This is a genomic window from Pseudomonas sp. 10S5, assembly GCF_035019745.1.
Taxonomy (GTDB): domain Bacteria; phylum Pseudomonadota; class Gammaproteobacteria; order Pseudomonadales; family Pseudomonadaceae; genus Aquipseudomonas.
The window spans coordinates 30804-55134 of the sequence record NZ_JASJVL010000019.1 but is presented as its reverse complement, the minus strand read 5'-3'; the positions used below and the strand labels follow the sequence as shown (position 1 = coordinate 55134).

Below are 24331 nucleotides of genomic sequence, written 5' to 3'. Positions count from 1 at the left end.
CTTGGCGCCTGTATCCATGATCAAGCCATCGTTTAAAACCGAAAAAGGCAGCGCTGTCGCGCATCGCCACGACGTACTGACCTTAAGAGGCTAACCATGAAAATTCAAAATGGCGCATCAGCGCCAGCGGGATCGGCTTGCCCTAAGAAAGCCACCGAGTTGTTTTACCTGACTCATCCGAAAGCGCCCAAAGCACTGATGGGGCCTTTTCTAAACGCAGCGGATGCAGAGTGTGGCCGTATCGTAATGCGCAGCGCTGATGCTCTGGTGACGTCTTCGCTGGTCGACTCCATAGACGAAATGACCCACTGGCACGGCGTGAATAACGGCGCCATCGTTCGGGCGTTCGCTGGCGGTTCTGGTGGACATCATGAATGACACCGTGATTCTTTTTCGTGAAGCCATGCAATCGGTATACGGCCCGCTCGACTGGCTGCCCGAACCAGACGGCGATATTCACCGATTTTATGTGCCCGGTGACAAGTCCGGCAGCGTAAACGGTTGGTACGTCCTGTACCTGGACGGCATCGCTTCAGGCGCATTCGGTAGTTGGAAAACCGGTGGCGCTATGAGCTGGTGTAGTCGTGAGCCGGTCGACGCCCGTGAGGCCGAGCAGGTTCGTGAGCGCATTGAGCAGGCGCGGCGCCAACGCGAAGTCGAACGCCAACGGCGCCAGAAGATCGCAGCCGAATGGGCCGGCCGTTGGTGGAGTCATGCCCGTCGCGCCGATCCTGATCATGCGTATTTAGTTGCCAAGCAGGTGCGTGGCCACGGCCTGCGCCAGCGCGGTGACGAACTGCTAATCCCGCTCTATGCCAACGGCCAACTGGTCAACCTGCAACGGATCGGCCCGGACGGCGGTAAGCGCTTCCTCGCTGGGGGCAAGGTCAGCGCGAGCTATTCGACGCTTGGAACCATCACGCCAGACCTTCCACTTTGCATCTGCGAAGGCTGGGCAACCGGCGCCACGCTTCATCAAGACGGCGGCTACACCGTCGCCGCAGCGATGAATGCGGGCAACCTCAAACCGGTGGCGCTGGCGCTCCGGGCCAAGTACCCCAATCAGGAAATTATCATCGCCGGCGATGACGACCGCTTGACGCCAGGCAATCCCGGACGCACCTCCGCCAACGCCGCAGCCGCAATCGCTGGCTGTCTGGTGACCTTCCCTGAATGGCCAGCCGATGCGCCAGACACGCTGACCGACTTCAATGATTTGGCCGTATGGAGCAAAGCCCATGGCATCGCCTGAGACCAACGTCATCAACTTGCGCCCTGAAGCGCCCACGGTCGTGCCTGAGCGCCCATGCTGGGCTGTGTATGAACATTGGGTTATCAACGAGAAAGGTCGCAGGCTGCGACCCGGCGTGTACTGGCACGGTTTCAAACGTAGCGGCGCGGACGATGAAACAGACGACGACAAGACAGACCGCCCTATCACGGATGAGTGGATCGCCAGCCCGGTCACCGTCGTGGCTCGCACCACCAATAGCGATGACGGCAGCGAAGGCCGCTTGCTTCGACTGGTGACCGAGGGCGGTGTTAAGGAATGGATTATTGCCATGGAAGTGTTCGGCGGCAGTGGCGAGGATGCCAGGCGTGCGCTCTTTGGTATGGGCGTGATCATTGCTCTCAAAAAACGCGGCACGTTCATGGAGTTCCTATTAGATCAGCGCCCCGCCGAGGTGTTCGCCACAACCTGCCGCCCGGGCTGGCATGAATCGGGTGCGTTTGTACTGCCCGGCCATACGATCGGTAGCGCCAAAGTGCGCTATCAGGCGAGCAACAAGGCCCAGGTACTGTTCAGCCGGCGCGGCGAGCTGGAGCAATGGCAGACTCAGATAGCCGCCAAATGCGCAGGTAATCCCGTACTGACGTTAGCGATTGGCTGCGCGCTGGCTGGCCCGCTTCTGAGTCTCGTTGGCGTACTGGGCGGCGGTGTTCACCTGGTGGGCGACAGTTCCAGCGGCAAGTCACTGGCGCAACTGATCGGCTCGTCAGTGTGGGGCGACCCTGGCATTTTCGCCGCGTCGTGGGACATGACCAAAGGCGGCTTGGAGATCGAAGCATCCAGCCGCAACGACACTATTCTGCCGCTGGATGAGATCAAGCGCGCCGACCCCAAGCGCGTACAGGAAATGGCCTACTCCCTCGCCAACGGCCAAGGCAAGGGCACCATGACCCGTGAGCGCGAAGGTCGGGCCAAACTGAATTGGCGCCTACTTACCCTTTCCAGTGGCGAGCGGTCGCTTTCAGAGCATGCCGCCATATCCGGTAATGCCGCCCATGCTGGCGCTGAACTACGGATGGTCGACGTGAACGCCGGTACTCGCACCCACCGGGCCTTCGATGACTTGCACGGCCATGAGGGCGCCGACTTCCACCGCCTGCTCACCGTAGCCGTTGGCGCCCATCACGGGCACCTTGGGCCAGCGTTCGTCGAAAAGCTGGTTACCGCCGCCGACAAGCCGGGGCTACTCAAAGACTTTGATGGCATCCGGGCGCAGTTCGTTGAAGACAACGCCCAGGCAGGACGAGTCGCCGACCGTTTCGCCGTGATCGCATTGGCGGGAGAAATGGCTATCGCCTATGGACTGCTCCCTTGGCCAGCCGGTAGCGCGCTCGCCGACTGCCAATTGCTCTATGGGGAATGGCTCTCCCGCGTTGGTGGAGGCAATGCCGAAGACCGGCAGATCCTCGCTGGCATTCTGGATTTCATCGACAAGCACGGCAGTAGCCGGTTCTCCAACGTGGATGATCAGACCGTCGACGCCAAGGTGTTCAACCGCGCCGGGTACTGGGAGACCGTGGGCCAGAAACGCCTCTACCTGTTCAACAAGTCGGCGCTGGTCGAAGCATCTCACGGGTTCGGCCTTACCCGCGTCATCAAAGCGCTTGAGGTGGGTGGCGCCCTCGCCAAGCACGACACCGACCGCGATAGCCGCAAAACAAAGAAGTACCGCATTCCGGCCGGTGGCTCCGCTCGCCTGTACGTGATCGATCCCGAAGTCATGGACGGCGAAGGTGGAAGCGTATGACCCGTATTAGCACCAAACACGAATGCCCGAGTTCACAGGAACCTATAAACGTGGGGAACAGGGGGAACGGGGGAACGGCCTTTAAAACCGTGGCCTGTAGCCGTTCCCCCTTATTAGATGTATGGGGAACAGGGGGAACACAAACATGTTTTTCAATATAAGAGCGCCGGCCTTTCTGAGCATTCGGTTATCACTGTTCCCCACAAAAAAACATGGGGAACAGAAAACCCCGCTGGAAGCCCCGGAAACACTGGGTGTTCCCCCCGTTCCCCCGTTCCCCCATTTATTTTTCACAGTGACATTTGGGCAATGGCGAAATTCAAGGGCGGTGACGCCATGAGTCTGCTTTCTGGACTGCTCGATCACATGCCGCCGACCATCGCTGGTGCCGACAAACCGACGATGGCGAATCGCGCTACGGACCGTCCGCGCCTGATCTCTGTCGAGCGACCCGCTCGCTTACCAGCACGCACTTACACGACCGCCGCCCATGCCACACCTGAATGGCGTCAAGCTCGTGACCGATACCTGGCTCACATACTGGCGTGCCGGTCCTGTTACGCGCCTACAGGCCGCCACTGTCAGGCTGGTGCCGACCTGCGCGCTCTGTATGACGTAACGCCTATGGAGGCACATCGATGACCCGGGCCAAGGCGGAAGACCCTGAAACAAAATGGGCTGTAACAGTCGGCGTAACAGCAAACCTCGCTGTTTCAGATTCCGGCACTCAGGCGAATTCGGTTCTTCGCACCAACTACGAAACAATCCCTACGGAGTGGCATCGATGACGGTGCCAAGCAACGAAACAGGGGGTTTCAATGCGCAAGGTAAGAAACAGGGGGTTTCAGATAGTCAGCGGCAACACGTCATTGATCTGCGCCGTCAGCATTCTTTTCGGGAAGTGGCAAAAATCACCGGCATTCCTCTTGGAACGGTCAAGACAATCGTTAGTCGTTCGGGAGTATTCCGGGACAACGAGGCCCACCGCACGCTGTTCTGCCTGCCACCGATAACAGTCAGTGCCGAGACGCTGCCCAGCGTGCCGGAGCTGCCACCACAGCAACGCGTGACGGGTGACAAGGAAGTCGACGCCGTGTTGTGGCTGCGCTCCGTCATCAAGACCGGCAACGCCGCGCATATCGAGACCGCCCTTGCTGCGGCCAAGCGCATCAAAACCCCGCTCGATGAACTTGAGAAGCGGTATAGCCACCTGCTGTCTGATGCTGACCCCGGTAACTGGACGGTCGCATTCAAGACCATCGGCTTTGCCAATCTTGAAGGGCTAGCGCGTTCTGCCATGGCCGACCACCACGCTCGGGCAGAAGGCCGAGCGCGCTTCGGTGATCGTGCCATGTTCGACACTGACGCCGAGGTGTTTTGTGCTGAAGTCTTGGACGGAGCCAAGATTGGTCAATACGGATCAATCGACGAGGCTGACATAGCTGTCTGTTTCAGAGGGCGCCCGAATCTGATGCCGCGCACATTGGCGGACTGCCTGTACGAGCTTGATTACTGGCACAAGCTGTACCGACTGAGGTGCGCGTTCTGCGACAGCTCCACAGACGCCGAGGGACCGCAGGAAGCCAGCTCCCGTGAACATTTCGTATTTGGATTGCTTGCCGAGATCAGGCCGCGACATAAGGACGAGGCCAAAGCCGTGCTGCGCTATCTGATCGCGGGTGATCGACGCGATATGGCGGACGCTGAGGGCATTCTGGAAAACCTGATCGGGTGAACACCTTGTGCTAAGGGGGGCATCCAGATTGGCAGCCCCCCCCTCAATGGGTCCCTCCCCACCCTTTTGGCATCGAGGGTATTGCGCAGTTTGCTGTCTCTCTAGATTTAAAATTTTGAAATTTGGGTAACGGGTAACACGCGAGCCAATCATCTTCGGCCAAGTCGCACGGAGCGCGGGAAAAGATAGAAAAGCTCTGGAAGCACCGTGATTGGCTGGTTTCAGCTTATTGAGCGAGCGGTGTATAAGCGTCGAATACGCCAATCTGGCGCTATCGAAAAACTGTTACCCAAGCGAAAAAAGCGGCTAGGGTAACAGTTTAGGTAACGAGGGTAACTCGTTACCCTGTGTGTTACCCAACGCGCTTGAAGATAAAATACCTGAGCAAACTGCAACGAGAATCGTCGGTGCCCCAAGGCAAGCATGTCGCTCGACGAGACTCGTCGAGTGAAGAAAAACCACCTCGAGTTGCTTCACTAACTAGACCACGACAAGAAGTCCGGCGAGCTGGTGGAACTGGCTGGCCCAGATCGGGCCATTGATGGCGGCAGACCTTGCGAGGCGGCTTAGCTCAGTCTGTTCTTCGGAATCAGGACAATATCCTGTGCGCTCATCTGTTCGCCTCCGACGGGGTGATGACCGAGAAAGCATAACCAATTGTGCGGAGATTTATTTTAGAGACAGGACACTATCTTACAACTAGACTCCCAGCGGCCTTACGATTAATGCCCTCACATACATTAAACACAAGGATTCGATATATGTATTTCTGGGACTGGGAACAATTGGAATCTTACATTGAGAGCAACTTCCTCCAAATATCCGACCCTGGCCCTCTTGTCGGACCAATACATAGTTTCAAACTAAGCAGAGACAAAGACCTAAACCTGATTTTAGAGACCAAATCACAAAAAATTGTAGGCCCGGAAAAAGATCCATACCCTCCCGGCACCGTCCGAACCAATGAAGATACAGTCAGCCTATCTAGCCCCATGGGAGGAGCAGGGTTAGCGTTTGGCGTCCAACCCCTGGGCACAAGAAGCACAATAGGCCTAAAACAACCCATTCGCGAAACCATTCAAACTTCCTCACTTCATTATTTTGAATATCACACACTACAAACAGGCCCAGTCGCGTACACCTTCGAGTGGATCGCTAACGTTGATCATCGCTCCTATTTGTGGCCGGACGGAGTGAATGACAAGTTAGTGTCGATACCGAGCCGCACGTTTGGCACTGCATCAAACAAAATTAAATTCAGGTCTGGAGCTACTAGCGATGGCGGCAGTAAAAGCTGCATTGATTTAAATGTTTGCGGCTACCGTACGATAATAGGACGTACCAAGACTGATGAAATCGATGCCGCCCTGAAGCCTGGCTACCTGCTATTTTTCGGAGATCCCAACGAAGACACTAGAAAAAAAATACGTGACAGCTTGTCTTTTTTCTTAGGTTTTCCAATAGTCAAGCTAGGGTTTTCCAAGTTCAATACGAAACAAGAGCTAGTCACTTTCAAGGCTATTGATGCCTATAGCATGGACGGCAGAGCATTCAATACTCATGCCCTCCCCCCCGCACCATTGGCCACTCACAACACCAGAAACATTCTTGACAAGGCCGAACTAGAACGAATGGCCAATTTATTCTGCGATAGTTACGACGATTACGGAATCAGCTCTTTAAATTGGAACTATTGGCACGCAGTTACAGCCCCAACACATATGGCCCCTGCGTATTTCGGAGCCATCATCGAGTCATTACAAAAGAAGTATATTGATGCACAGGGTAGTAAATTCAATAACAGGGTGATTAGCCCAGCAGATTACAACTCGATAAAACGTTTAATCCTAGAAGCCACGAAGAATATAGAGCTACCTATTGAAGATAGAAAAACCCTTATAGAAAAACTGCACAGCGCGAATACCGTATCCCAAAAAGTTCGCTCACAACGTTTTTTTGAGTATCTCGACTTAAATATGGGCGAAGCTGAACTTATTGCTTGGCAACGCCGGAATAATGCAGCGCATGGGAATGATATACTTGAAGAAGATTATATTTCTCTTATCAGAGAAACAAAGCTATTAAAGTTAATGCTTCATAGGATAGTTTTAAAAATTACAAATACGAACAGCTCATATATAGATTACTACTCTTTGCATTTTCCAACCCGACCCATTTCCTCAGGCGTGTCCGACTAGATCGCCGAGTCGGATCCTGCTTCATCAGTTCCCAAGACAACGAGATGCACTCAAATCTGAGCGCATCTCTACTAAAAAGTTTTCGTAGTATCAGATCCCATCTCCGGCCAACGGCGAAGAGACGGCGAATCGCAAAATGTGGCGCGACACCTGCCCGACCGAAACGGAAGGGTGGGGCCAGTATTTCACCGGGGGAATGGTCATCATGATTACACCATGACGCCCAGTACCGAGCAGCCTTCTTTGCGTTTTGGGGGGGAATAAAAAGGGGAATGCCATCGTTGCAAAAACGCCACCCATGAATGACGCCTGGCAACCGCTGAATTGCAAAAACATGCCTTAAATGGCGTTCGAACGACGTTGAATGACCGCTCTGTAAAACAAACCCCATGAATGAGCCTGCCAACCGTTCCAATGTCAGGTTTTGTCAGATTCCGGCGTGTTGGAATCGATATACTGTGTAGAGATCGACACAGCGTGCCAGACCGGATTTGAAATCCGAAAGTCTGACGACTCGCAGAACCTGCCCCGTCATTTCAACGGGGTAACGAATCGCTATGCCATAGGGGTGGGTGAAATGCCCACCCTGTAACGCAGGCTGGAACAGACAATAGGACAAGCCAGAACTGGCAAGTCGATGCGCCAGCAAACTACCGGGATCGCGGTAGTTATCAGATAATCGGACACCTGCTCAACGCCTCTTGAGTATGACCGCACCCACCGAGGGCCATCCCATGTCCGTTATCGACTGCGACTACCTGCCAACCAACAAAGTGGTGTTTCCGCCCGAGCTGGCATTGCTGATCGTGAGGAAGGCCGCAGCCATGGCCGACGCTTTCGAGAGTCAGGCGCTCGACCAGCTAACCAAGGACGTCAGGCGTGCGCTTTCGCAGGGTTCGGAGCCGCGACGAATCATCAGGGAAATGCGGCTGTAGATAGCGGCAAACTTTCCGGCATCTATCCCGCGACTGAGGCAGACCATCTGATCCGGATCGGATCAGATGGTCTGATTGGCGGAGTTAACCGGGTTGGTCTCTTCTGGGTATACGTGACACGTTTCCATCTTTCGCAAAACGTGTCGCGCACCACCAGAGCAATACCGGGCATCCGCCCACCACCAGCGCCAGAGGCGCAAGGGCTCGGCGGCTAACGGCTCGGTGGCATTGCTCTATATGATGTGAACCACAGCCCAGCAAATGAAGAAAAAAAGAATGGCGTAAAAAATTACATCGATTGAACTAATAGAGGGTCTCGCCCCGCAGTGAGGGCAAGCCTTCGCACTCAAAGCCACGTTCTGCCTACATTCATAACATTTTTTCAGTGCCATGTTGCTTCCCCGCAAATGATTGACTGTCCCTAGCCGACTGCAATGCCATCTCGCCAAACTCGCTGAGGAGCAACCGAGCTAACGCTCGCATCTTGCAGCCGTGATGAGTGCCCGGACGGCGAACCGTAAACCTCAAATCGCGGCATTGGCACAGCAACTTGATCACTTTCCCCCGCCATAGCAGTTAAGGCCCCGTAACCAATTAGAATGCAGTCATCGCGTAAGCCCGGTTAACACCCTGGTTACAGAGAAATCAACCGCTCCAGGCTGGTAACCAATGAGGTAACCACTTTCGACTGGTTACTTTTGACCCAACTCATTCGTTTGCGAAACAAACCCCATGAATGAGCCGCGTCAATAGCCGATCACCACCCCGAAACAGGGTAGTGGGAATGCCTCAGAGTGGCGTTATTACCACGCCGGCTTCGAGCATTCTCCTGGTCATGGCGCTGAGCTGCTTGACCAGCCGGTCAGCACGATCCTTTTCTTTGTCAGCCTTCAGCAGAGCCATATCCAATGCCTGATCGACCTCAGCTAACTGGTCGGCTCGCTTTTCTAGCGTGATCTCCCGATCCTCGAGCGCCCGCTGAGCCCGCCTGAGTTCGACCGCCTGCCGATCTAGGGCTGTCTGCCGCGCATGTAGTGCCTCGGTCGCTGTGTGCTGAAGCTTGTTCTGAATGGCTGAGGTCTTCGCCCCCAGCAGCAGCGCCTTGTAGCTCGGCGTCTGTATGCCGACGGCAGCAGCGGCTAAGTCTGATCGCTCAATGACAGGCTCAACAGCGGCGAGCGCCTGGTAATACTGCCCGACCTTCTGATGGGTGGCTTTCGATCCCTCGATGCCGCGAGACAGCCCGAAAGGCTTGCCGCACCAATGATGGAAATCGGTCTGCATCTTGCGCAGCTTGGCGGCTCCCCCGAGGAAGTCACGCGCTGATAGTCTCCCGTCTTTTGTCACCGGCACTACGTACGCGACCAGGTGAGGCGTGGTTTCGTCTAGGTGGACTTCAGCGCAAACAATGTTCGCGCCGCCGTGCCGGGCTTTCAGCCAAGCAATGGCCCGATCAAAGTAGCCGCCGGTGTCGGGCATATCCCCGCCATGCCTAACAAAATGCCTCGGGGCTAGCAGTTATTAGGTATTCAATGCATAGCACCGCGCCTTTGCGCCTGCGCTCCGGCAGCCTGGCCAAGACCGCTCCGGCAAGATCTGCAGCATTCGACGCGCCACCGACACGCACATTGGCCGCACCATTTGAGTTCGGCGTGGGTATCTCTCGAAATGTGTGTCGTCCTGATCCCCAGATCCCGGCGACCGACTTCAGCTTTTTTGTTCTTAGTATCGCGTAAGGCATGACGACCTCCCCGTGCTGAGTGTGTACATCTTCAGCGTGCCGGGGGAGCAAAGCAGAGCGCAAGTCGCCCCAAGCCTTCGTCTTGTGTACTCACTACACAAACTGCGCTTGTTGCTCGCTTCCTTAGGAAGAAATGGCATGAAGCCCTAACTACGAAACCTCCGTAATCACGCTTGATCAATAACCAGACCTATCCGGCTCGGCCGGCATGTGACCGGAAAAGGTGATATGCGCTACTTAACAATCAGGAAATTCGCCAGCGAATCGGGCTACACCGAGGCGGCGGTGAGGTCAAAAATACAAGATGGAACTTGGCTCGAAGATCGTGTTTGGAGGCGTGTGCCCGACAGACGCATCCTAATCGACGTAGAGGAATATGAGGCTTGAGTCGAGACTGGGGTGACATCAAAGCCTTCAAGACACGTTCTTTTGAGGCCGGCGTCCCAGAGTGTCGGGCTTCGTCACGGCGGTTCGTCACGAAGCCCCGACCCGCTCATCTGATTCGGCGAAAGCTTCACGCATGGTTGATTATGAGAAGGATCACCTTTAGACGGCCGTTAACTACCTAGTATTTGGGTAGTTTAATTACGGAAAATCCGTCTGTTGGGGATGGGTGGGTATCTCAAACTTTAAAGTCACTTGCCACTTGGCTGAGCTGAGCTGAGCTGAGGAGGATGGGCGTCATCGATGACCGCGGTGCTCTATACAACTTTGACTACAATCCAACAAATTACAAAAAGCAAAAGAGCGTAAAAGATAACATCGGCTGAGCTAATAGAGGGTCGCGCCCCGCAGTGAGGACAAGCCTTCGCATTCGAGGCTACGTTCTGCTTACATTCATAACATCTCTTCAGTGCCATGCTGCTTCCACGCAAATGATTGGCCGTCCTGGCCAGGTGTAGTGCCACCTCGACAAGCTCGCGCTTGCGTCTGACAGCAATGGCCAGTGGCCGGACGGCGAACGGTATACCTGAAACCGTAAAAGAGGCACAGTAATTTCAACCCTTTGCCTTCGGCATAGATTTCTGATCTACAGATGAGATCTCCGGTTTTTACTTTATTACGAAGAATTGCCTCATTTCTTTTACTTCCTACGTAGGAAGAAGCGCTGCGGAAACAGGGCAGCATTTCAAAAAGTGAGTAGATTTGTGAGTAGATTTGTTATTCATCACTCACTAACACCCTATAAACCGAGGCACACAGCCAAAAGTTCGATTCCGTCTCTGGCACCACCTTTCGTTTTCAGGTGGTTCCGATAACACCTGAAAGCAACCAAGAAGCCCGCCTAGTGCGGGCTTTTTGTTGTTTGGAGTTCCAGCATCGGAAATAGGCTGGCAAAGATGCGGCGGTGGCCTATGAGCATAGGATTGCTGCTTGAATTTTTTTGATTGATAACAACCTCCCACCCCGCAAATTACCAGAGCCCTGCTTGAACCTTGCAAAGCTGACGGTCATTCACCTCCGCGATAAATTCCAACCCCACCGCACAGGGCAGTTTTTTTCAATACTCCACACCCCCACCCAACTACGTTCAACACTCATTCATTAAACCGAGTAGAGCAAAATGAGCGTGTTGATTTCAATGGCGGCGTTTGCCTTGGCAGCGTCGATTTCACCAGGTCCGGTAAATGTTGTGGCCCTGAGTTCCGGGGCGCAGTTCGGTCTGTGTTCCAGCCTGAGGCATGTGCTTGGAGCTACGGTGGGGTTTGTCGTGTTGCTGTTGTTTACCGGTTTCGGGCTGCTTGAGATTCTGAAGCAGTGGCCGATTCTGACCGACCTGATTCGCTGGGCGGGCGTCGCATTTTTGCTATGGCTGGGATGGAAGCTGGCAGCGGATGACGGGCAACTGGATATCGGCAGTACGACGCGTCAACCGTCCTTTATGCGCGGCGCTGCGATGCAATGGCTCAACCCCAAAGCGTGGCTTGCAGCCGTCGCGGGAATGGGGGCCTTTGTTGCCAGCGGAGATGCCAAACTGATCTGGTCATTTGCGCTGATTTACTTCGTAATCTGCTACCTGTCGGTGGCCTGCTGGGTCTACGCCGGTGCGTTTCTCGGTAGGTACCTGCACAGTGCGCCCCGGATCCGCTTATTCAACCGATGCATGGCAGCCATGCTGGCGGGGTGTGCGATGTCCCTGCTGTTGTTTTAAGGCTTGTACTGCCTTGGCGTCGCTGCGAGATGCTTCTTGAACACCCGCTGAAAATGCGCCTGATCAGCAAACCCAGCTTCATGCGCGATATCGATGATTGATGCGCCGTAACGTAGCTGCGTCTGCGCGTGCTGAATCCGCCGGTTGATCAAGTAAGCGTGGGGTGTCATGTGATATTGCTGCTCAAAAGCGCGGATCAAATAAGCCTCCGAGAGATTGGCCGCCTTGCACATCGCCTCAAGGCGAACCGCGCCCTTAAAGTGCTCATTGATATATTCGGCAGCACGTACCACCCTCGGATTTATTTTTTTTAGTTCCAACGTCGAATTGCCTAGCGCCCGCTGCATCAACATGAAAAAGGCAACAGCCGCTTCGTGTTTGGGCAAGGCGTCCACAGTCGGATCGATCAACTGCGCGTAAAAATCAATCAGGCCTGCAAACAACTCAGGTGATTGAGTGTGGGTGGCCGCGATCGGTTGAAAACCCATGCCGACGCCATCGTCGTGACTGTGCTGGATACCCGCTAGCCAATCCGCGTCGACGTACAACATCACGTATGACCACGGCTGGTCTTCAATGGGATTGCAGGCGTGGACTTCGCCCGGATTCATCAACACCACCGTTCCGGCACTGATGGTTTGACGGCTCCTTTCATGCAGGTAAGTGCTTTGCCCAGAGGTGACCGCCCCCATAGAAAAAAACTCATGAGAATGCCGGCCATAATGGACCTGACGCCCATCTTCTATTCGGCGCGCCTCTATGAAAGGCAGCTCTGCGTCTCTCCAGAATGTAGGCGTAGTATCAGTGGACATGGTGATTACCTGATCATTTCAGCAATAGTACTGCGACTGGGGTAGCCCCGTTAACCGCGCAAAACCACCCTGGCCAGCATTCCTTATGGCATGAGAATCAGCCTCCGTCTCTAACCGTGTGAAAACCAAACCGCCTCCATCCTAAGTCTCAGCGATATTTTATTGGGCGTCGTTTGGCCCAACCCGCTTGGCTATTCAAAACGTATGCGTTTCAATAGCGCCCATTCGCGGCATCCAGCCTGCACAGGACTCTAAGCCATGGCTTCGCCAGACAAACAGCAGAAACGCGCCAAGCGAGCAAAAACCAAAGCCAAGCAGAACCGTTCGGGTAAACCGGCGCAGAGTCTGTTCCATCCGGTGCTCGCCTCGCCTCTGGTCAACGAGCCGTTCGATGACGTTGATGTTGACCTGTCGACGTTCGATTTCGCGGACCTTCTCGCCAATGGTTTCGACCCTGCCGACTTCGATGACCTGTTTCAGGCGATGAAAGCTGCCGAGTCCATTAGCCAACTGGCGATGTGCGTGGTGTTTTTGCAGTACCCAGTGTTAGAACTGGTAATTTCCGAGGAAGAAGAAGAACACGCTACCAACTTCCTCACAGGCTTGCTCATCGCGTATCGAACGAATTTCTACGACGAAGACGAAGACACTGCCGTTGCATGGATTGGAAGCGACGCTTTCCAGGCGGATTACAACGAGGCCTCTCGCATTCTTGTAGGCAAAAACAACCAGCCGTCTCGCTAAAGATTTTTTACCGGCTCATGCTGTGAGTCACCGTATCCCTCCTGCTTTATTTTCCTGAGGTTCGTAACATGCGTATAACTCTTTCTGCCCTGACCCTTGCCCTCGCATTGCTCGCCACCCAAAACGCAATGGCTGGCAACGAACTTAATGCCGCACTCGGTGGCGGTCTCGGTGGCGCGCTGGGTAACGTCGTTGGCCAGAAAATGGGCGGCGGCAGCACGGGTGCAGCATTGGGCGCGGGTGTCGGCGGCGCGGCAGGCGGCGCATTGACCGCCAAGAAGGGCCACAAAACCAAAGCCGCACTCGGCGGCGGCCTCGGCTCAGCCGGTGGTTCACTGCTTGGTAACAAATTGGGCGGCAGCGGCGGCGGCACTATTGGCGCAGGCCTCGGCGGCGCGGCGGGCAGTGCATTGATGGGTAAGTAGTCCGTAATTACGTTGGCGGCGCTAGCCGTCTGAACGTGAACAAAAAACCCGCCTCGCGGGTTTTTGTTGTCTGGATTGCTAGCCTTATGTTTTTCGACCGCATGTAAAAGAAGTCCAATACGCAGACCCAACGCAGCCGCGCAGCTAACATCGAACAATTGCAATTGGATGGACTCGCCCACGCCGCTTTAGCTTTTGATCACTTTCAAGCGCTTGGGCCGTGGATTGGCGGGTTGGTATTTCTGCTGTTTTTCCTGCCTCGGTGTATGTTGCCGAGTGTCATCGGTGTCCTGGTATTTTTTTTCAGCCCAATGGTTCTTTGGGGGCGTATGAATAGTCTTAAAGGAGAAGGAAGATGACAGTCAGGGTTTTGATTTTACCGGGCTTATTTAACTCAGGTGAAACCCATTGGCAGTCAATATGGGAGCGCCAGTTTTCAGGTCTGCACAGAGTAGAGCAGGAGGATTGGGAAACGCCAAGCGCGACGGATTGGGTGGAACGTTTGAACCAGGAAATCTCTGCTGCTGACGGGGAAGTCGTATTAGTAGCCCATAGCTTGGCTTGTACGTTGGTCACGCGCTGGGCGCAGCAGTACCCTGAAGTGCGCAAGGTTCGCGGCGCATTGCTGGTAGCTCCGAGTGACACCGAAGCGGAAAGCTACCCGCCGGGCACATCGGGTTTTGTACCCATGTCGACGCAACGCCTACCTTTTTCAACGATCATGGTGGCGAGTACTAACGATCCGTACGTGACCCATGATCGGGCCAAGGCCTTTGGCAGGTTATGGGGCAGTGAGCTGGTTTGGGTGGAAAACGCGGGTCATATCAACGGTCAAGCAGGATACGGACCCTGGCCCCAAGGGGTTGAATTGCTATTCAAGCTGACAGCAGATCCGCAGTTTCAGCCTAAGTAGCTCCGGCCTAGGCATTTGGGACAGATACGTTTTCAAAGAACGCAAAAACCTGTCTCAAATAGCTGCCCTTTAACGAACCACGCCCTCCTCAATCAGCAGCTTCAAAATAGCCTCAGCACCGGCCTCGGCGCTAACGCCTTTAAGCAGTTGCCCACCGCCACCGCTGGCTTTGGCTGTTGCAGCTTTCATCCGGTCGGCGCCGCTCTTGCCTTTGATCACTTTCAAGCGTTTGGGCCGTGGCTTGGCGGGTTGCAAGGTGGAGGCTGCGAGTAACTCGTCCGTCACCACTTCAACTTGATCAGCCGCCAGCAAGCCACGCTGTGCCGGGCCGTAGGCGCTTTGCCGGGACGTGGGTGCGGCGTTATCCACAGTCGCCAGGAACGGAAGACGCACTTTCAACCGACGCCGCTGACCGCGTGGTAACGCTTGCAGTACATGAGCTAGACCGTTTGCCAACGATTCAACTTGCGCCAGCCCGACCACCAATGGCCAACCCAGCTTTTCTGCTAGCAGATACGGAAGCAGGCCTGAGCCTTCACCGGTTTCACTTTGGCTGCCGGTGAGCACCACTTGCACGTTGGATTCACGCAAATACTCAGTTAGGGCGGGCAATGCATCGGCGCCTTCGGGTTGCTCCAACACATGCAATTCATCCAGGCCCATGCCGAGATAAGCCCGCAACGCTGGCTCTTCAACGTTGCCTGCGTGCAACACATGCAAGTTATCCCCAGCCAGTTGCAAACCCAGTTCAACAGCACGTGCATCTTGCTCAGCGCGGCGCGAACGGCCAGAAGTAGGGTGAGCGCCGATAGACACCAACGTGATTACATGAATCGAACCGTTATCCATGGGGGCGCTCGAATTGAGCAACGAATTAAGCGGCATCACGTTTCCCCTCATTGCGATAAGCCTCAATGGCCGCAATCAGCGCCTTAAGGATCGCTGCGCTGTCACCGATGACCGACAAATCGGCACGTTTGATCATGTCGCAACCGGGATCAAGGTTGATTGCCACGACCTTGTCGCAAGCGCCAATGCCTTGCAAATGCTGAATCGCGCCGGAAATACCCACGGCGACATACACCCGCGCCGTGACCCACGTACCACTGGCGCCGACTTGGCGATCACGCGCCATGTAGCCGTCGTCGACCGCCACACGGGAAGCGCCTTCGGTGGCGCCCAATGCCGCAGCGGTGCGGTGAAACAATTCCCAATCTTTTACCCCGTTGCCGCCAGAGAAGATAAATTCCGCTTCGGCCATGGGAATCGCCGCCGGATCGACCGCCACTGCGCCGAGGTCTTCGATACGCGACAAGCTTCGCGCCACGGTTGTGGATAACTCTAACGGCAGCGCTTCATGCCGGGTTTCACTAACGGGTTCAGCACATTCAACGGCGGCCAGTATCAAGCGAGCCAGCGGACCAGCTATGTCTTGGCGACCGGCACCGGCGCGGCCGATGCAGTGTTTGTCCGTGACCTGCCATACCCTTGTCGCCGGGCGCTCGCCCAAGCTGGCGGCAAAACGCCGACCCAATTCACCGCCACCGGTACGGCTGTCGGGCAGCAACCAATGGCGCGGGTTTAATTGGTTATCCACAGCCCGCAGCCCTTGGACCCGCTGCTCGGGTGCATAACCGTTGAATTCGCTGCCTTCCAGCGTCAGTAATCTATCGACGCCCGCTGTGGCAAAGTTGGTTTCCTTATGTTCACCGAAAACAACCGCCACTACCGCGCCGTCGGTACCGGCCAAGCTGTGGGCCAAGCCAAGCAAGTCGCGGTCGTGAGCGCTCAAGCGGCCACCGACCATGTCCGGGGCTACACAAATGTAGAACGCCGGTAGCGCGACCTGATGCAGCGGCAGTTGTACTTCAGAAGCGAAAGAACGTTTAACCGCCCCGCCCTGTTGCGCGCCGCTGCGGTCAATACGTTTGACGCCATTGGGACCGATGAACCCGACGTGGTGCACGTCTTTGCGGACGATGCCGTTTGGCCCCATCCAGCTGGTTTGCGCCGGTTGCATGGCCGCATGCAGCGGGTGCAGGCGGTTACGAGCAATCCACTCTGCGCGAGGGTCACGGCGAATAATGTCGCTCATCAGTGTGCCTCCGCGAGTTCAGGTTTGACTGAGCCCTGCTTAATCGGCAGCGGTTTGTCGACGACGGCGCCTTCCAGCAACGCGTCAGCCACCAGTTCCGCGATGTCTTTGATTAATGGCCGAGGTTCGACCACGCCTTCGAGCATCGCTGTGCATTGCGGGCATCCAACCGCTACCAGCTCAGCGCCGGTTTCGCGGATGTCGTCCATGCGCATATCAGGAATACGTTGTTTACCGGGTATGTCGGTGATCGGCGCGCCGCCACCGCCGCCACAGCAGCGGGAACGGAAACCGGAGCGTTGCATTTCCTTGATCTCGATCCCCAGCGCACGCAGTACCGCACGTGGCGCCTCGTATTCGCCGTTATAGCGACCGAGGTAACACGGATCGTGATAGGTCACGCTGGTGCCTTTGTGTTGGCCCAAATTCAAGGTGCCGGCTTCGATCAGCTCAGCCATGTACGTGCTGTGGTGCTGCACTTGATAGTGACCGTCAAATGCACCGTATTCATTTTTTAGCACATGGAAGCTGTGCGGATCGCATGTGACGATGCGTTTGAAGTCGTATTTGCCCAAGGTTTGGATATTGCGTCTGGCGAGCATCTGGAACGTTGCTTCATCGCCCAGACGCCGGGCCACGTCACCACTGTCGCGCTCTTCCAGGCCGAGCACGGCGAAGTCGACGTTGGCCGCTTTGAGCACCTTGACGAATGCGCGCAAGGTGCGTTGATTACGCATGTCGAACGCGCCATCACCCACCCAGAACAGCACCTCGGCGGACTTCCGTTCGCTGAGCAGATTGAGGTTCAAATCCGCCGCCCAGTTCATCCGCCCGCCCGGCGCAAATCCGCCGGGGTTGTCGGTGGCGATCAAGTTATCCAGCACTTCGGCGCCTTTATTTGGCGTCGCGCCCTTTTCCAGAGTCAGAAAGCGGCGCATATCGACGATAGCGTCCACGTGCTCAATCATCATCGGGCACTCTTCAACGCAGGCGCGGCAGGTGGTGCAAGACCACAGCGTGTCGGCATCGACCAAGCCGTTGACGATGGGTTGATGAGCGTTGCCGCCATGTTCGCCGATGGCCCTTCCTGGATACGGGCTGCCGGCAAAGTTGGCATCCGTACCGCCCGCCAGGCCGACGACCATGTCTTGAATCAGTTTTTTCGGGTTCAGCGGTTGGCCAGCGGCAAATGCCGGGCACGCGGCTTCGCATTTACCGCACTGCACGCAGGCGTCAAAACCCAGCAGTTGATTCCAAGTGAAGTCTTCGGGCTTTTCCACACCCAACGGCGCACTGGTATCACTCAGGTCCAGCGGCTTTAAACCAGTAGATCGACCACCACCAAAGCGTTCGGCGCGGCGGTGCCAGGCCAAGTGAAAGGCGCCGGCGAAAGCGTGCTTCATCGGCCCGCCCCAGGTCATGCCGAAGAACATTTCCGACACGCCCCAGGCCACGCCCAAGCTCAGAAGTGCAACGAGAACCCAGCCGCCGAAGTCTTCAGGCAAGATGCCGGCAACCGGCAGGGTGACTAAAAAGAAGCTGACTGAGAATGCCATCAAGCTTTTCGGCAAGCGCATCCAGGGGCCTTTGGACAAGCGTGCAGGCGGGTTGCGCCGTCGCAGGGCCATGAAAATCGCGCCGACGAACATGATCGCCGAAGCCAGTAGCAAGGCGTAGCCGAGGATGCGGTTATGCCAGCCAAAACCGTGGACCAAGATCGCTAACAGCGCGGCCAGCACAAAACCACCCGCCGTCGCGACGTGGGTGTTGGCGATGTATTTATCCCGTGCGACGACGTGGTGCAAATCCACCATGTAGCGCTTGGGCATTGCCAGCAAGCCACCAAGCAGGTCGACCTTGGACGCCCGGCCCTGGCGCCACAGCATCATCCGCCGCACCGCGCCCAATACGGCCAGAGCCAGGGCGACGAAGAGCAGGATGGGAAGAAGGGTGTTCAACATGTGGAGCTCCCATCAAAACCGGGTGGGTCTGAATTCTTATCGCGTTTACAAAACCGGACTCGGTCATCTGTAGGAGCGCGCTTACCAGCGATGGGCGCGGAGCGGTCACAAAATCGTCTAACCGCTGACATTTTGAAGGCCGTTCCGACCTTATCGCGGGCAAGCGTGCTCCTACAGGGCTCCCTTAAAAATCCTTACACAACCGCAATGCGTCATAGATGGCCGCATGGATGTTGCGTTGGGCGACGCAGTCGCCGATGCGGAACAGCAGATAGCCGTCACCCGGTTGGCTCAGGCACGGTTGCGGCTGGATCGCGAACAACGCTTCGATGTCGATTTGGCCTTTATTGCGCGAGGCCTCTTTCAACTCGTAATACATCCATTCATCGGCACGCACGCCGTTCTCGATCACCACTTGGTCAACCACCCGCTCTTCCTTGGCACCGGTGTATTCGTTTTCCAGAACCGCGACCAGTTTGTCGCCTTCGCGGTAGACCTTTTCCAGCATCAGGTCGCCGGTCATGATCACTTCTTTGGGGTACATGCTGCGGTAGTACGTCGGGAACGATGTACCACCGATAGCTACGCCTGGTTTGATGTCGTCGGTGACGATTTCGACCTGACTGCCTTTGTCAGCAATGAAGTCGGCAACCGACATCCCGGTGAACTCACAAATGGTGTCGTAGACCAGCACGTTTTTACCCGGCGCCACGGTGCCGTCCAGCACGTCCCAACTGCTGACAACCAAGCCTTCTGCCGCGCCCCAATGTTCGTTCTGCTCAAGGAACGGATGGCCACCGTTGGCCAGCACCACCACGTCAGGACGCAGGTCGAGAATGGCCGCTGGATCAGCCGCGGTGCCCAAACGAACGTCCACTTTAAGACGCGCCAATTCCAGCTGGAACCAGCGCGTGATGCCCGCGATTTGATCGCGTTGTGGCGCTTTCGATGCCGTAGTGATCTGCCCGCCGAGGGTGTCTTTCTTCTCGAACAAGGTCACGTCATGGCCTCGTTCAGCGCATACCCGTGCAGCTTCCAAACCTGCAGGACCGGCACCAACGACCACCACTTTGCGTTTCACGCCGGTGGTTTTTTCAATGATGTGCGGCACGCCCATGTATTCACGGGAGGTCGCGGCGTTCTGGATGCACAACACATCCAGACCCTGGTACTGGCGGTCGATGCAGTAGTTGGCGCCCACGCATTGTTTGATCTGGTCGATCTGGCCCATTTTGATCTTGGCGATCAGGTGCGGGTCAGCGATGTGCGCACGGGTCATGCCGACCATGTCGACGTAGCCGCCTTCCAGAATCCGTGTGGCCTGGTTCGGGTCTTTGATGTTCTGGGCATGTAGCACCGGAACCTTGACCACTTCCTTGATGCCGGCCGCCAAATGCAGAAATGGCTCAGGCGGATAGCTCATGTTCGGAATAACGTTGGCCAAAGTGTTGTGGGTGTCGCAACCCGAACCGACGACGCCGAGGAAGTCGATCAAACCGGTGGCATCGTAATACTTGGCGATTTCTTTCATGTCCTCATGGCTCAAGCCATCAGGGTGAAATTCGTCGCCGCAAATACGCAGGCCAACGCAGAAGTCAGGACCGACTTCTTTGCGCACCGCTTTGATGACTTCCATGCCGAAGCGCATGCGGTTTTCGAAACTGCCGCCCCATTCATCGGTGCGCTTGTTGACCCGCGGGCTCCAGAACTGGTCGATCATGTGTTGGTGTACGGCAGACAGCTCGACGCCGTCGAGGCCGCCGGCTTTCGCCCGTCCAGCGGCGCTGGCGTAGTTGCCGATTACCCGCCAGATTTCTTCCGGCTCAATGGTTTTGCAAGTAGCGCGGTGGACCGGTTCACGAATGCCCGACGGCGACAGCAGCGTCGGCCAATGGTCCCCATCCCAACGTGAGCGACGGCCCATGTGAGTAATCTGAATCATGATCTTGGCGCCATGCTTGTGCATAGCATCGGCCAGGTTTTGGAAATGCGGAATGATTTTGTCGGTCGCCAAGTTGACCGATTTCCACCAGCCTTGCGGGCTGTCAATGGCCACGCTGGAAGACCCGCCACAAATGGCCAGGCCGATACCACCTTTGGCTTTTTCTTCGTAATACTTCACATACCGATCTGTGGTCATGCCGCCATCGGTGGCATACACCTCGGCGTGTGCAGTACTAAGCACGCGGTTACGGATAGTCAGTTTGCCGATTTGAATCGGCTGGAACATTGCTTCGAAAGCCATAACGAAAACCTCGAGTTACAACGGCTTGACGGTGAACAAGCCGTCATCGTGGCCTTCTTCGGAGCCACCGTAGACTTGCACAGCAACTGTACGAACCGAGCTGCCCGCAGCTTCAAGAATCTGGTCCATGGCGCCCGCGAACCAGCCGGTGAACATGTAATCGACCTTGCGGCCTACCTTGCCGTACACGTAGACAAAGCAAGAGTGCTCCAGCTTGATGCTGGCGGTACCTTTTTCCAGATCAATGTCCTGGATCTTGAACAGACCCCAGCCACGTTGCGACAAACGCTTCATGTAATGCTCAAACACAGCGATGCCAGACAAACCGTGGCATTCAGCTTCTTTTTCGCACCAGTGCCAAGCCGATTTGTAGCCCGCTTTGTACAGAATCTCAGCGTAGGCGTCAGCGCCCAGGACTTCTTCGATGCCCATGTGGTTGTTGACGAAAAAATGACGCGGTACGTACAGCATTGGCAATGCGTCGGAGGTCCAGACGCCGGTTTCGCTGTCGACTTCGATAGGCAGCTGCGGGGCAATTTTAGCCATGGGGTAAAACTCCAGAAATTCGGGTGACGCCCTCTGCGCAAAGGGGCAGAGGGGTGTTTAAGCAGATAGGTATCGGAGGAATTACTCGCCCCAAACGTCTTTCAAAACATTGACCCAGTTTTCGCCCATGATTTTGCGAACAACGCGCTCAGGATGGCCGCGTTTGAGCAAAGTCTCAGTCAGATTCGGGAATTCGCCCACGGTGCGGATACCCAGTGGGTTGATAATTTTGCCGAAGCTGGTCAGGCGACGGGCGTAGCCCTTGTCGTGGGTCAGGTATTCGAAGAAGTCCTGACCGTGACCCTGGGTGAAGTCAGTACCGATACCAATGGAGTCTTCACCGACGAGGTTCATCACGTATTCAATGGCTTCGGCGTAGTCGTCGATGGTGGACTCAATGCCTTTGGCCAGAAACGGCGCGAACATCGTCACGCCCACAAAACCACCGTGGTCAGCAATGAACTTCAGCTCTGCATCAGACTTGTTGCGTGGGTGTTCTTTCAAACCGGACGGCAGGCAATGGGAGTAGCAGACCGGTTTTTTCGATTCGAGAATGACTTCTTCGGAGGTTTTCGAACCCACATGGGACAGGTCGCACATAACGCCGACGCGGTTCATTTCGGCAACGATCTCGCGTCCGAAGCCCGACAGGCCGCCATCACGTTCGTAGCAGCCAGTGCCCACCAGGTTTTGCGTGTTGTAGCACATCTGCACGATGCCAACGCCGAGCTGCTTGAAGATTTCGACGTAGCCGATCTGATCCTCATACGCGTGGGCATTCTGAAATCCAAAGAGAATCCCGGTTTTGCCTTGTTCCTTAGCCTTGCGGATATCGGCAGTGGTGCGTACCGGAATCACCAGGTCACTGTTTTCACGCATCAGCTTCTGGCTGGTGCAAATGCTATTGATGGTCGCCTGAAAACCTTCCCACACCGACACGGTGCAGTTGGCCATGGTCAGGCCGCCTTTGCGCATGTCTTCGAACAGCTCGCGGTTCCACTTGGCAATGATCAGCCCGTCAATAACGATACTGTCGGCGTGTAATTCGGCTGGGCTCATCAGGCGGTCCCCTTTGGTGATTCATGCACCGAATCGTGTGCCGGCGCTTTGGGGCCAGCATATGCCTGAGGGTTGAGCGAGCCGGGTGCAAAAACGACAAGGGGTTTGCCGAAAGCGTCAAGAAGCGACAAAGGGTCAGTGCCACTGACCCGGATAGACCAACTGGCCTCTGTTCTTTACTCACCCAGTGGGCCAAAATCGACAGCGTATGAAGTACATAACGAACGAGGGTGTCGCAAAATGAGGTCAATGTTATTGGTTTTGGCAGTGCTGGCTACCAGCGCACAGGCTGAAGACGGCACGCCATGCGACAAGGTGGAAACCACCCAGCAAAGCTTCGAATGCTCCACGTTCAACAGAACCACCGCTGATCGTGAAATGAACACCGCCTACAAAGACCTGATTGATCGCATCAGTTCTCAATACGCCGCTCACCCGCCGCAACTCAATGAGTATTTAGCCAAAATCAAGACTGCCCAAGATATATGGGTAAAACTGCGCGACGCCGATTGCTCGGTGCAAACGTTCCTCAATGAAAAAGGCAGCCAAGCATTCCAGATCGCTCAAAACGATTGTTTTGCGCAGAACAGCGATGAGCGGTCGGAGTATTTGCAGTCGATTGGGATTGAATAATAGGGCTGGAAAATAGCGTCACCGACCTGTGTAGATAACCCACTTACTGGCGGAGCGATCTGCGCCTCACACATTCGACCGTTGCCGATCCTCTCTCGGGCACCTTACGAATCGTCCCTTATAGCTACGGGTAAAGTACGACGGGGATTCGAAGCCGCAGGCGATGCTGATTTCCAGCACGCTCATGTTGGTCTGGCGCAGCAACTGCCGTGCTTTGTCCAGGCGCAGGCCCAGATAGAAATTGCTTGGGGTATCGTTCAAATGCAGCCGGAACAGCCGCTCCAGTTGCCGGCGAGTTACTTGAATCCCTTCGGCCAATTGCAAGGTACTGAGCGGCGGTTCGGTGTGTAGCTCCATTTCGCCGATCACTTGCACCAGCTTCTTGTTATTGATGCCGAAGCGCGTCGCGATTTGCATGCGTTGATGGTCTTTGCGCGGACGAATGCGGCCAAGCACGAATTGCTCGGATACTTTGATCGCTAGTTCCGGCCCGTGAGCCTGGCCAATAAGATCAAGCATCATGTCGATGGACGCCGTGCCACCCGCCGACGTAATGCGGCGCCGGTCGATTTCAAACAACTCCTGAGTCACCACAGAGTGTGGGTACAACTCCTTGAAGGCGTCCAGCGCCTCCCAATGCAGGGTCAGGCGATAGCCATTAAGCAGCCCCGCTTGGGCCAGGACAAAACTGCCGGTATCGATGGCGCCCAAGGTCACACCCTCGTGGTCCAGTCGGCGCAGCCAGTGCTCAAGCCCTGGCGTGCAGAACTGCAACGGCTCAAAACCTGCGACCACCCACAGCGTTGTGCCCTTCTTCAGCGACTCCAGTGCCGCATCGGCGTTCACCGACATTCCGTTGCTGGCAATCACTGCTCCGCCATCCAGGCTCAACACATGCCAGCGGTACAGCTCGCCACCAAAACGATTCGCCACGCGCAGCGGTTCGACGGCTGAGACAAAGCCCATGATCGAAAATCCGGGCATCAGCAAAAAATAGTAATCCTGAGACATCGAGGCGCACTCATCGGGGGTAGCGTAAACACCACATACGCTCCTTGGATCAGCACGGCAAGAGGACAGGTCGCTGCTGTGCAAGAGC

General features: G+C 55.8%; 21 protein-coding genes. 12 read left to right on the top strand and 9 right to left on the bottom strand.

Annotated elements, in window-relative coordinates:
- Window positions 1-96: 96 nt before the first annotated feature.
- The 7 genes from QN378_RS19035 (at window position 97) to QN378_RS19005 (ending at window position 7906) form a co-directional block, all read left to right on the top strand.
- Complete coding sequence (locus QN378_RS19035; protein ID WP_323551007.1) at window positions 97-378, top strand: hypothetical protein; 282 nt, start codon at window positions 97-99, stop codon at window positions 376-378.
- Window positions 371-1252, top strand: coding sequence for a toprim domain-containing protein (locus QN378_RS19030; protein ID WP_323551006.1), 882 nt, complete (start codon window positions 371-373; stop codon window positions 1250-1252). The genes QN378_RS19035 and QN378_RS19030 overlap by 8 nt, the downstream gene beginning before the upstream one ends.
- Window positions 1239-3038 (top strand): DUF927 domain-containing protein, encoded by a 1800-nt coding sequence (locus tag QN378_RS19025; RefSeq protein WP_323551005.1) that lies wholly within the window; start codon window positions 1239-1241, stop codon window positions 3036-3038. Before QN378_RS19030 ends, QN378_RS19025 begins: the two co-directional genes overlap by 14 nt.
- A gap of 336 nt (window positions 3039-3374) precedes the next feature.
- On the top strand, window positions 3375-3680 hold the full coding sequence (locus QN378_RS19020) for a hypothetical protein (RefSeq protein ID WP_323551004.1): 306 nt from the start codon (window positions 3375-3377) through the stop codon (window positions 3678-3680).
- Between the two features lie 142 nt (window positions 3681-3822).
- Window positions 3823-4773 carry a hypothetical protein gene (locus QN378_RS19015; protein ID WP_323551003.1) on the top strand — a complete coding sequence of 317 codons (951 nt, stop codon included), beginning with the start codon at window positions 3823-3825 and terminating at the stop codon, window positions 4771-4773.
- Between the two features lie 761 nt (window positions 4774-5534).
- Complete coding sequence (locus QN378_RS19010) at window positions 5535-6971, top strand: hypothetical protein (protein WP_323550689.1); 1437 nt, start codon at window positions 5535-5537, stop codon at window positions 6969-6971.
- Between the two features lie 734 nt (window positions 6972-7705).
- The gene (locus QN378_RS19005; RefSeq protein WP_323550688.1) at window positions 7706-7906 is read left to right on the top strand and encodes a hypothetical protein; all 201 of its coding nucleotides are present in this window, start codon (window positions 7706-7708) and stop codon (window positions 7904-7906) included.
- 789 nt (window positions 7907-8695) lie between these two features.
- Here the strand turns inward: QN378_RS19005 and QN378_RS19000 are convergent.
- Entirely contained in the window at window positions 8696-9385 is a 690-nt protein-coding gene (locus QN378_RS19000; RefSeq protein WP_323550687.1) for a plasmid recombination protein, read from the bottom strand.
- A gap of 1826 nt (window positions 9386-11211) precedes the next feature.
- Between QN378_RS19000 and QN378_RS18995 the strand changes: the two genes are divergently transcribed.
- On the top strand, window positions 11212-11799 hold the full coding sequence (locus QN378_RS18995) for a LysE family translocator (RefSeq protein WP_322206308.1): 588 nt from the start codon (window positions 11212-11214) through the stop codon (window positions 11797-11799).
- Here the strand turns inward: QN378_RS18995 and QN378_RS18990 are convergent.
- A complete protein-coding gene (locus QN378_RS18990) occupies window positions 11796-12611 on the bottom strand; it encodes an AraC family transcriptional regulator (protein WP_322206307.1) in 816 nt (271 codons plus the stop codon). The two genes, QN378_RS18995 and QN378_RS18990, sit on opposite strands and share 4 nt — an antisense overlap.
- 258 nt (window positions 12612-12869) lie before the next feature.
- Between QN378_RS18990 and QN378_RS18985 the strand changes: the two genes are divergently transcribed.
- The 3 genes from QN378_RS18985 to QN378_RS18975 all read left to right on the top strand — a co-directional run bounded on the left by QN378_RS18985 (window position 12870) and on the right by QN378_RS18975 (window position 14693).
- On the top strand, window positions 12870-13355 hold the full coding sequence (locus QN378_RS18985; RefSeq protein WP_323550686.1) for a hypothetical protein: 486 nt from the start codon (window positions 12870-12872) through the stop codon (window positions 13353-13355).
- A gap of 68 nt (window positions 13356-13423) precedes the next feature.
- On the top strand, window positions 13424-13780 hold the full coding sequence (locus tag QN378_RS18980) for a bacteriocin (protein WP_322206305.1): 357 nt from the start codon (window positions 13424-13426) through the stop codon (window positions 13778-13780).
- Between the two features lie 355 nt (window positions 13781-14135).
- Entirely contained in the window at window positions 14136-14693 is a 558-nt protein-coding gene (locus QN378_RS18975; RefSeq protein ID WP_322206304.1) for an RBBP9/YdeN family alpha/beta hydrolase, read from the top strand.
- Window positions 14694-14762: 69 nt separating this feature from the next.
- On the opposite strand, the gene QN378_RS18970 is transcribed toward QN378_RS18975, so the two are convergent.
- The 6 genes from QN378_RS18970 to QN378_RS18945 all read right to left on the bottom strand — a co-directional run bounded on the left by QN378_RS18970 (window position 14763) and on the right by QN378_RS18945 (window position 22599).
- Window positions 14763-15542: an electron transfer flavoprotein subunit beta gene (locus tag QN378_RS18970; protein WP_322206982.1), complete on the bottom strand. Its 780-nt coding sequence runs from the start codon at window positions 15540-15542 to the stop codon at window positions 14763-14765.
- Between the two features lie 25 nt (window positions 15543-15567).
- Window positions 15568-16788 (bottom strand): electron transfer flavoprotein subunit alpha/FixB family protein, encoded by a 1221-nt coding sequence (locus QN378_RS18965; protein WP_323550685.1) that lies wholly within the window; start codon window positions 16786-16788, stop codon window positions 15568-15570.
- Window positions 16788-18749: a dimethylglycine demethylation protein DgcB gene (gene dgcB, locus QN378_RS18960; protein ID WP_323550684.1), complete on the bottom strand. Its 1962-nt coding sequence runs from the start codon at window positions 18747-18749 to the stop codon at window positions 16788-16790. Before dgcB ends, QN378_RS18965 begins: the two co-directional genes overlap by 1 nt.
- A gap of 184 nt (window positions 18750-18933) precedes the next feature.
- The gene (gene dgcA / locus QN378_RS18955) at window positions 18934-20994 is read right to left on the bottom strand and encodes a dimethylglycine demethylation protein DgcA (protein WP_322206300.1); all 2061 of its coding nucleotides are present in this window, start codon (window positions 20992-20994) and stop codon (window positions 18934-18936) included.
- Between the two features lie 15 nt (window positions 20995-21009).
- Window positions 21010-21540, bottom strand: a complete 531-nt coding sequence (locus QN378_RS18950; RefSeq protein WP_322206299.1) for a DUF5943 domain-containing protein — start codon at window positions 21538-21540, stop codon at window positions 21010-21012.
- An 81-nt stretch (window positions 21541-21621) separates the two neighbouring features.
- Complete coding sequence (locus tag QN378_RS18945) at window positions 21622-22599, bottom strand: dipeptidase (protein ID WP_322206298.1); 978 nt, start codon at window positions 22597-22599, stop codon at window positions 21622-21624.
- A 240-nt stretch (window positions 22600-22839) separates the two neighbouring features.
- Here QN378_RS18945 and QN378_RS18940 point away from each other — a divergent pair, with 240 nt between their 5' ends.
- A complete protein-coding gene (locus tag QN378_RS18940; RefSeq protein ID WP_322206297.1) occupies window positions 22840-23232 on the top strand; it encodes a lysozyme inhibitor LprI family protein in 393 nt (130 codons plus the stop codon).
- Between the two features lie 66 nt (window positions 23233-23298).
- On the opposite strand, the gene QN378_RS18935 is transcribed toward QN378_RS18940, so the two are convergent.
- Window positions 23299-24243, bottom strand: a complete 945-nt coding sequence (locus tag QN378_RS18935) for a GlxA family transcriptional regulator (RefSeq protein ID WP_322206296.1) — start codon at window positions 24241-24243, stop codon at window positions 23299-23301.
- Window positions 24244-24331: the final 88 nt, after the last annotated feature.